The following is an 8,737-nucleotide window of genomic DNA, read 5'->3' as shown; positions in this document are numbered from 1 at the left end:
AGTCTCCATCAAGTTTTATGGAGAAACCCGGTTTCTGAGGGTTTCTGTTGGTGGAGTCTAAGAAACCGGGTTTCTAACCGTTATCTGTGAGTCTCCATCAAGTTTTATAGAGAAACCCGGTTTCTGAGGGTTTCTGTTGGTGGAGTCTAAGAAACCGGGTTTCTAACCGTTATCTGTGAGTCTCCATCAAGTTTTATAGAGAAACCCGGTTTCTGAGGGTTTCTGTTGGTGGAGTCTAAGAAACCGGGTTTCTAACCGTTATCTGTGAGTCTCCATCAAGTTTTATAGAGAAACCCGGTTTCTGAACTAAACTGACCAAGTAGCTAAATAAGCATCATTTCCCCCTAATGGATTAGGATTAATAGCATTAACTGTTGTGGGAACAGAGGCTTGTGTTACCGTCCCCAAAATCACCGCTTGACCCTTCGCAACGGTAAAACCATTTATAGTTCCTTTAGCGCCATCTGCATCACCTGTTTGGGTTAAGGGAGTCCAGAATTTTCGGACAGTATAATCAGCCGATAATCCTAACACGGCCATTTCTCCCAAGGTATAAGCACCAACAGGTTGACTATTAATGGTTTTAGTCGGACGATTTTGCAATTGAAACGCGGAAGAACCTCCTATATATACATTACCAAATTCATCAGCCGTGATGGAATTGGGTGTAAAACTATTTGCTCCTGTGCTAGTACGGGTGACAATAAATTGACCTTGATCTATTGTTCCCGTATTGGGATTAATCTTGCTATGGAACGTGAAAGATCCTGCACCCGCACCGGAGAAATTATTAAAAGAATCTATATTAACCAAAGTGGCTAAGGTTTCAGTAATAGTTTGACCATTACGTTGAAAAACGTTATTTCCGCCGTCGGTTTTTCCTAGGAAATAAAGTCCGCCATCTTGACCAATAGTAATGCGTTCTCCCCGTGTATCTGCACCTAAATTTTGTCCGGTGACTTCAGCCGCCGTAAAATCCCAGGTTTTCCATAATAAATTGAGCGAAGAATCAAACCCTCGTAAAAAGGGAGTTTGTAAGATACTGCTAACTTGATTATATCCCGTAACAAAGACTTGTTTTGTCATTGGATCAATCGCAATATCCGCCGGATTAACATTAGTTCCTGTTAAGATGGTACTGGTTAATAAGGTTCCCGTTGGGCTCCATAATGTTACGGTATCGGTACTATTATTTAAGGTGGCAACTGTACCATCATTAGCGATCGCAACTCGATTAAATGTACCCGGTTGTGACCATAAAACTGTATTAGCAGTAGGGTTATAAACTTTAATTCCAAAATCCCCAACGGCGACAATTTCCCCACTATCTCGATCCACATCTAAATCATTAACAACTCCACCTAATGGGGTATTTGATAAGGGGGCTGTATTGCCATTTTGTAACCGTTGAATTTCTCCCACCCCGTTAAAATTGCCTGCCACAATAATATTATTATCAACGGGCGAAATTTCCACCGATGCTGCACTATCACTTCCCGTTGTTCCTAAATAGGTGGCACTATTTAAGAGGAGATTATCACTGGGATCATTATCAACAATTTGTAAGGTAGCCGTGTTTTGGGTTCCTAATGTTGCTGTTCCTGCGGTTAGAGTTAAACCTAAATTAAGGGTTTCTGTCGGTTCAAAAACTGTATCGTCAATCACCGGAATTGTAATTGTTTTTGAGGCAATATCTCCATCAACAAATGTAACCGTTAAGGGAGTATTGTTATAATCTGAAACAGCCGTTGCAGTTCCATCCGTTGGGGTAATTTGTGCTGTAACTAATCCGCTACTTCCTCCCGTGCGGTTAATCGTAATGGTGTTAATAGGTGTACCATTTTCATTAATACTAAAATTCTCACTACTAAAGGCAATAATACCCGAATTTGCTAGATCATTTTCGACAATTGTGATAGTAGAAGTAGTAAGTGTTCCTAATATTGCTCCTCCGGTAATATTACTCAAACTTAAATTAAAGGTTTCATTGCCTTCAACTAAAGTATCATCAATAATATTCACCGTAAAGGTTTGATTGGTCTGTCCCGCAGCAAAGGTTAATGTTCCTGATGTTGGAGTATAGTCATTTCCGGCGATCGCATTTCCATCACTGGTGGTATAATTAATCCCAACAATTCCATCGGTTCCACCCGTTCTATTAACAGTAACGGTAGCGGTTCCCGCATTTTCATTAATATCAATATTACCAATACTAAACGCTAAGGTTCCAGGGTTTGTTAAGACATCATTGTCTAAAATTGTTAAGGTTGCAGTCGATTGAGTTCCTAATATAGCATCCCCAATAATATTACTAAAACTTAGATCAAGGGTTTCATCTCCTTCAACTAAGGAGTCATCAACAATGGGAATTGTAACAATTTTTGGGGTTGTATCTCCATCAGCAAAATTAATAGAAATGGGACTATTATTATAGTCATCGGGTGCGGTTGCTGTACCATTATTAAGGTTAACTGTAACTCCCACATTTCCCACACTATTTCCTGTCCGAGTTACACTCACATCGACTTGAGGTGTGCCATTTTCATTAACACTAAAGTTAGCCGCACTAAACCCTAAGACACTCAGAGGTGCTGGTGTGGGACTCGGCGTTGGTATTGGAGTTGGTGATGGGGTTGGTGAGGGTGTAGGTATTGGGGTGGGGTCAGGGGTTGGTGATGGTGTAGGATCAGAACCGTTAAAAATAAAATCATCCGAACTGAGACTATTGCTATTTACATTTTTGAGAATTGCCAAATATTCATTAGAATTTTTATCTTGAATAATCGTATCATTTGCATAGTTTCCAGTTCCCTGAGCAATATTCAAATCACTAAAGGTCAAATTTTCTAATAATCCAATAGAATCTTGATTTAACGTAAAATCTTCAATAATATCAGCCTCAGTTATAGTAAATCCTCCCATCGTTTTACCCATATAAAATAGATCATTTCCCTCTCCACCCGTTACCATATCTGCACCCAAATCTCCATAAAGAATATCATCTCCTAAATCACCGAATAATTGATCGTCACCATCTCCACCCGTAACGAAATCATTCTCTTTTCCCCCATAAATTCTATCGTTATCCTGATTTCCAAATAATGTATCTGCACCGCGATCGCCCAATAAAAGATCATCACCTTGATCCCCAAAAATCAGATCAGAATCTTGACCCCCTGCTAAAGTATCTCTATCTTGACCTCCATAAAGGCTATCATTTCCTTGATTACCAAAAATTTGATCTGCTTGTTGATTTCCTCCTAAAATATCATTCCCTTCTAAACCATAAACCGTATCATTTCCACCTAAAGCAAAAATATTATCCTGAAAGATTGTACCCATAATTAAATCAGCATTAGCGGTGGGTAAAGAATTGATTTCAGGAGTTGAATTTCTTCCCAGAGGAAGATTAAACCCCAAGGAAGAAGATAAGGGTTGAGGATCGGGAACACTAACCGAAAACAAACTGAAGAATAAATTTCCTGAATTAAAAGTGTCAAGACTCATGATCAAATTTTCCTCTCAAAGACTCAGAATGCCTATACCATTTATTCGAGATTTATCCTATTAATCAGGAAAATATTTAATCCCACTTGATTAAAAATATAAATAATTAAAATTCGGTTAAATCCTCAGCTAGAGAGGGATAGACAAAAGTTTAAAGATGAGTTGCTGCGATCAAAAGTTCCACAAATTAAATTATGCTTGAGGATAATAATTATGTTTTAAACGTGATTTAATATACATCATTTTTTGAGCTAACCGTATTTTTAAGGATACTGAGTTATCATTTGCATTGGCTATTCCTCAAAAATACTGATTTTATTAACCCTTTGTCTCAAAACTTGCTACTGATGACTGATAACTTGTACAGACGTGCCATGGGGTCGCCATGCCGTAAGGCTTTTGGCACGTCTCTACTGATAACTGATAAAATATAATCTTAGTGAAAGTCAGTCGTAAAACAATGATTAAACTTGATAGCAATCAACCCAGTTTAGAAAAACCAAGTTGGCAAAGTCAGTTAGATCGGTTTGTGGAAGCTCATCGCCCGGAATTAGCAGCTTTAGCTTGGGGTTTGCGTTTACAGTGGGGTGAACAACCCGATACCCTAGGAATTGATCTCAAACCCACCCCCCATTTTGTTCCTTGTCCGAAATCTGCTATTGAACAACTCAATGTAAGTGTTGAAAATCGTTTGCAAGAACTCTTAGGAATTGTAGATGGATATCAACCGGAAAAAGAAGTGATTTTGATTGGAATTGGTTTTGATCGTGTCAAATTAATTTATTTTGAATCTAATCCCACTCCCCCTGATTGTTTTGAACAGATTGGAAAAGATGTTGATACATTATTAAAAGAGTTAGAAGATTCTATGAATCAAATGATAAAATTGTAGAATTTGATCGGGTTTTTGGTGTGTTTCTTTTCTACGGTTTAATTTAAAAAGTAATGCGACGATAGACTTCAGCCACCGGAAATTCCACATTTAAGCTATGGAGGCGAATTGACTGATCCAAACGATCATAAACCTGCCATTGCCAGCGATCATTGCTGTTGTGTTCAAGATTGTAATATTGCTCAATATAGGGTTCCGTCTGGCTGACCAGCAGATATTCTCTAAAACTGCCAATAGAGCGATATTTTCTAAACTTATCACCCCGATCATAAGCCTCAGTAGAAGGCGATAGGACTTCAACAATAAAAATAGGATTGAGGATTTCATCGGTACGATTGCTGTTCAATTCGGGTTGACCATCAACAACCATCAAATCAGTATAAGTTCCGCAAGAATATTCGGGAATCCAAACACGCAAATCGCTATTATACAAACGAAAATCCGTATCCCTGAGCAAAAAACCTAGGTAAATTAACAAGTTACTCGCGATCGCACTGTGAACTTCCGAACCTCCCGACATCGTGATTATTTCTCTATTAAAGTATTCGTGACGTTCTTCGGAAGTTTCCTCAATTGCCCGATACTCGTCGGGAGTGAAACCAGTGGTTTTTGTCTCTGGAGTAAGGTTTGGTGGGCTGGTTTGGGTAATAACCATGATCGCACCTCCATGATTGTTTTCAGATTATATCTCTACCCTACAACATCGAACAACTGACAGAAGATTAGCTTTTTAGCTACTGTTGCTCTCCCTTCAGTTGCCAGAGGTAGGCTCTCCGGTGAGGGAAGCCTAACCTATACCTAGGGAGTTGACTTTCTGGCAAAATCTAAAATATGTTGTGCAGTAATTTGGGGTTGTTCTAAATGGGGAACATGACCCGAATTTTTAATCCAAATTAATTGAGAATGGGGAATGGCTTTTTCAAATTTATAAGCATCAGCCGTTCCTAATATTTTATCATTATCTCCCCATAAAATCAAGGTCGGTTGTTGAATATCATTTAACTCCTTACCAAACTTTCCATATCCTCCCGTTTTGCTAAAGCGAATTAAGGCTTGATTCCAGCCCATCGCTTCTAAATGTAAAGCAGCACAAAGTTGAGCATCTAAAGACGCAAAGCTTTTATCAAAATAAGCACTTTCACTAATGGCTTGACGAACTTTAGGATTTCTCAAAAATTCTGTCGCTAAATAATCAAAGGGAGGTAATAAAAATTTACCCATCACTGGCCCTGGTTTCATTCCAGCACTATCTAATAATACAATAGATTTCACGATGCCGGGATACCATAAGGCAAAATCTAACGCAACTGCACCCCCCATTGATGCCCCGACTAAAATAACAGGTTGATTAATTAAAGTTTCCCAAAAGGAATATAAATGCGTCATAATTTCCGAGCGCTTAAACTGAAATTCGGCGCCCCGTTCTGTGAATCCAAAACCTAAAATATCTAAGCTCCAAGTTTCTTGTTCTGTGGCTAACAACGGCAATAATCGCCGATATTCAAAAGAAGAACTATCAAACCCATGAATTAATAAAATGGGGGTTCCTCCCGTTCCTTGATGAATATAGATTGTTTGAATCGGTTGCTCTCGTAGAGGGGTAGAAATTGCCTTACATTTGAGATTTTGAGCAAAAGCAATAGAAGTTGCTTCAGTTAACCTTTGTACAGACTGGGGTAGAAAACTCGGAAACATATTCAGTCGCAATGAGGGTCTGTTTAATTCTATAGCAGGGAACACCGAACAGGAATGGAAAGATTTTTTGAGCTTAAAAAATTAGAGCCATGTTCTGGGTTTGTCGAGTTCACAAAACATAGCTCTATTGTTGATTTCAGGTGGAATTTAGGCAAGTGCAGAGACTTCATTAACAATTTCAATTTTTCCCCGAAGGAGCGATCTCAACATCCGATCAATACATCGGCGTTCTTCGTCGGATAAGGATTCGTCTAAAATTGCAGCCATCAATCCATAGCGGTCAGCTTGGGTTAAGGAATGGGTATGGGCTGTGGTTGCCAGCATTTCTATAATCGCACCGGGTAAAAGATTAAGGTTAGGCATCATGGTTAGAGATTGAACTCGACACTTTTATCATCCCCTATTTGTCAAATTAGAGTGGTGATTGATTAACGTTGCGTAGGTGATTTTTCGGAAACTATCTTGTGATTCATGTCACTTCCGGGGATTTTGGCCCTCATCTTCTCTAAAATAAAGATTGTATTACCCTGTCTTCCTCAAAAGATTACAGTTTGTTAAGCGACCTGGGGGGTTACACCCATCCTTGAGCTATACTAAAAATCATAAGTAGATGCACCCTGGCAAGCGCCCTTCATTTGTTGGGCGTGTTTTTTTATTAATTAGGGGGCTGATTATTAACCCATTTCAACCATTGCCACAGGGAGCGCCATCCCGTCAATTTGCGTAAGCCCGGTGTTGAAAGAGACGCTAAATTTTCAACAGAAACTAAGGCAGCATATTGTAACCCTAAAAAGCTATCGACTGCCGCATAGGGCCCTCCTAACGTTATTGCCCCGGCGGCATAAATACGACCTCCTAACCGATCTTCAGAATCCTTAGAATTTCGCATTTCTACTAATTCAAAATCATTGGTAACACTCAAGCGTCCCAAAGCATTTAAGGGGAGATTGTAATGGGTTACTAAATCATTTAATAAAGGATTTGTATTGACTTTTGCATCTAATCCGGTAGCATCAATAATAAAATCGGCTTCCAACTGAAGGTTAGCATTTAACCCCTGTTCTCGAATGGTGGTTAACGTGCGACCGTTAGGCGTAGGTTCCACTCGTTCAACGGTTCCAAATGTAATCCGATACCACCCTTGGCGCAGTCCTTGATTAATAATATTTCGCCAATCTTTTCGGCGGGCTGTAGTTGTTCCTCCCCACTGTTCTAAAAGCTTTAACCGATCTTGAGGGTTAGCGGCTTCTAATTGTTGGCGTAAGTCACCTCCCCAAGATGCTTTTGGCCAGTTAAAAGGTTGAAATTCAAAATGATTTTCAACGGTTCGTTTTGCCTTTTCAAATTGATTTCCTTGGGCTTTTGGCGATCGCATTAAATGAAGAATTTGGATTTGAGAATTTTTCTGTCTGGCTTCATAAAGTCGCTGTAAAATTCGAGAGGCAACAATCCCACGACCCCTAATAATTACGGTACCCCCTGATTGTTCTAAATGCTCATAAATATAGTCATGATTTTCATAGGCATTCACAACAGTTTTAAAATCTTTTGTTTGTTCTCGATAAGTTTGTAAATCCTGGAGAAATTGAATAGCTGGATAGCCCGTGGCAATCTGAACATATCTAGCGAGGATAAAGCCATGATTTCGACGATTTTCGGTGGAACGGGAATAGGCGATCGCATAACGGCCATCGGTCAGTTTCCGAATACTTTTGACTCGTCCATAACGATACATTTGTGACCACTGAATTCGATTTGCTTCGCGATCAATTGAATTAAAAACATTTCCTGAACGGGGGGTATAGGTTTCGGCAAAGGTGGGTTCTGCAAACACTTGCCAAAGCAGCTTTAAAGCTGTTAAAAATTGCCCTTGTCCGGCTTCTGTATAAGCTTCCCGTAAGGCATAACTCGGCCATCCCCAAATATTATCGGGACAAGAATCAGAGTTTGAGCGTAACCGTTCCTGGGGAGGAATTTGAGAATTTAAACACAATTGTTGATAATGGGTATAGGGTTTATTATCTATCCCTAATGCCATAATTTGATTCGATTTAACTCCAGAAATTCTTAATAAATCTACCCAGATAAAACTTCCTAATCCTGCCCCAATTGTGAGATAATCGATTTCATCAATTTGTAATCCTAGGGTTTGTAATTGTTGTACAGAAATTTGTAAGGAATTTACAAAAGATGGAGGCGGAAAACTTTCTCGATTTGCCGATGAAACTGTGGGGGCTGAGAGATCAGGATCAGGTAATTTCGTAGGGGGAGAAAAGGGTATTTGAGATTGGTTTTGAGGGAGATTATTAAAAGAATTGGTGACTAAAGAAAGGGTAATATTATAGTGAGCAATTTGTAAGAGATCTCCATCTTGAAGCAGACAACGGGTTTGAGGAATTCCATTGACTAAAATTCCATTGCGGCTTCCCGTATCCGTTAACATTAAGGTTCCGTTTTCCCAGGTAATTAACCCATGAAAACGGGACACTCTTTCGCCATTTAAAACAAGACGAGAAACCCGTTCTCCATTAACCGTAGAAGGCATTCGTTCAAAAACCCGTCCTAATGCAATGGGAGGCGTTAGAATTGGGGTTCGCCATTCTCCTGTTTCTAAGTTTTGCCAACTCAGTCGAATTTGCATCC

The 8,737-nt window shown here is 39.5% G+C and carries 6 protein-coding genes; 1 reads left to right on the top strand and 5 read right to left on the bottom strand.

What is annotated here, in order from left to right; genetic code table 11:
* Positions 1-306: 306 nt before the first annotated feature.
* Entirely contained in the window at positions 307-3,507 is a 3,201-nt protein-coding gene (locus IQ236_RS15700) for a Calx-beta domain-containing protein (protein ID WP_193870144.1), read from the bottom strand.
* Between the two features lie 460 nt (positions 3,508-3,967).
* On the opposite strand from IQ236_RS15700, the gene ccmS reads away from it, so the two are divergent.
* Entirely contained in the window at positions 3,968-4,399 is a 432-nt protein-coding gene (ccmS, locus tag IQ236_RS15695) for a beta-carboxysome assembly chaperone CcmS (RefSeq protein ID WP_193870142.1), read from the top strand.
* Between the two features lie 43 nt (positions 4,400-4,442).
* Here ccmS and IQ236_RS15690 read toward each other — a convergent pair whose 3' ends face one another.
* From IQ236_RS15690 to IQ236_RS15675, 4 genes are all read right to left on the bottom strand, one after another.
* Positions 4,443-5,054, bottom strand: a complete 612-nt coding sequence (locus tag IQ236_RS15690) for a Uma2 family endonuclease (protein WP_193870140.1) — start codon at positions 5,052-5,054, stop codon at positions 4,443-4,445.
* Between the two features lie 143 nt (positions 5,055-5,197).
* Positions 5,198-6,094 (bottom strand): alpha/beta fold hydrolase, encoded by an 897-nt coding sequence (locus IQ236_RS15685; RefSeq protein ID WP_193870139.1) that lies wholly within the window; start codon positions 6,092-6,094, stop codon positions 5,198-5,200.
* Between the two features lie 147 nt (positions 6,095-6,241).
* A complete protein-coding gene (locus IQ236_RS15680; protein WP_193870149.1) occupies positions 6,242-6,457 on the bottom strand; it encodes a hypothetical protein in 216 nt (71 codons plus the stop codon).
* A 292-nt stretch (positions 6,458-6,749) separates the two neighbouring features.
* Positions 6,750-8,735: an FHA domain-containing protein gene (locus tag IQ236_RS15675; RefSeq protein ID WP_193870137.1), complete on the bottom strand. Its 1,986-nt coding sequence runs from the start codon at positions 8,733-8,735 to the stop codon at positions 6,750-6,752.
* Positions 8,736-8,737 lie beyond the last annotated feature (2 nt).

This window comes from Planktothrix mougeotii LEGE 06226 (assembly GCF_015207485.1).
Lineage (GTDB): Bacteria > Cyanobacteriota > Cyanobacteriia > Cyanobacteriales > Microcoleaceae > Planktothrix.
The sequence above is the reverse complement of the archived record's forward strand: the minus strand, read 5'-3'. Positions and strand labels throughout refer to the sequence as shown.

Bases quoted from the DNA above. Each gene is read 5' to 3' on its own strand.
- IQ236_RS15675 (WP_193870137.1), bottom strand. From the start codon at position 8,735: ATGCAAATTCGACTGAGTTGGCAAAACTTAGAAACAGGAGAATGGCGA.
- ccmS (WP_193870142.1), top strand. From the start codon at position 3,968: ATGATTAAACTTGATAGCAATCAACCCAGTTTAGAAAAACCAAGTTGG.
- IQ236_RS15690 (WP_193870140.1), bottom strand. From the start codon at position 5,054: ATGGTTATTACCCAAACCAGCCCACCAAACCTTACTCCAGAGACAAAA.
- IQ236_RS15680 (WP_193870149.1), bottom strand. From the start codon at position 6,457: ATGCCTAACCTTAATCTTTTACCCGGTGCGATTATAGAAATGCTGGCA.
- IQ236_RS15685 (WP_193870139.1), bottom strand. From the start codon at position 6,094: ATGTTTCCGAGTTTTCTACCCCAGTCTGTACAAAGGTTAACTGAAGCA.
- IQ236_RS15700 (WP_193870144.1), bottom strand. From the start codon at position 3,507: ATGAGTCTTGACACTTTTAATTCAGGAAATTTATTCTTCAGTTTGTTT.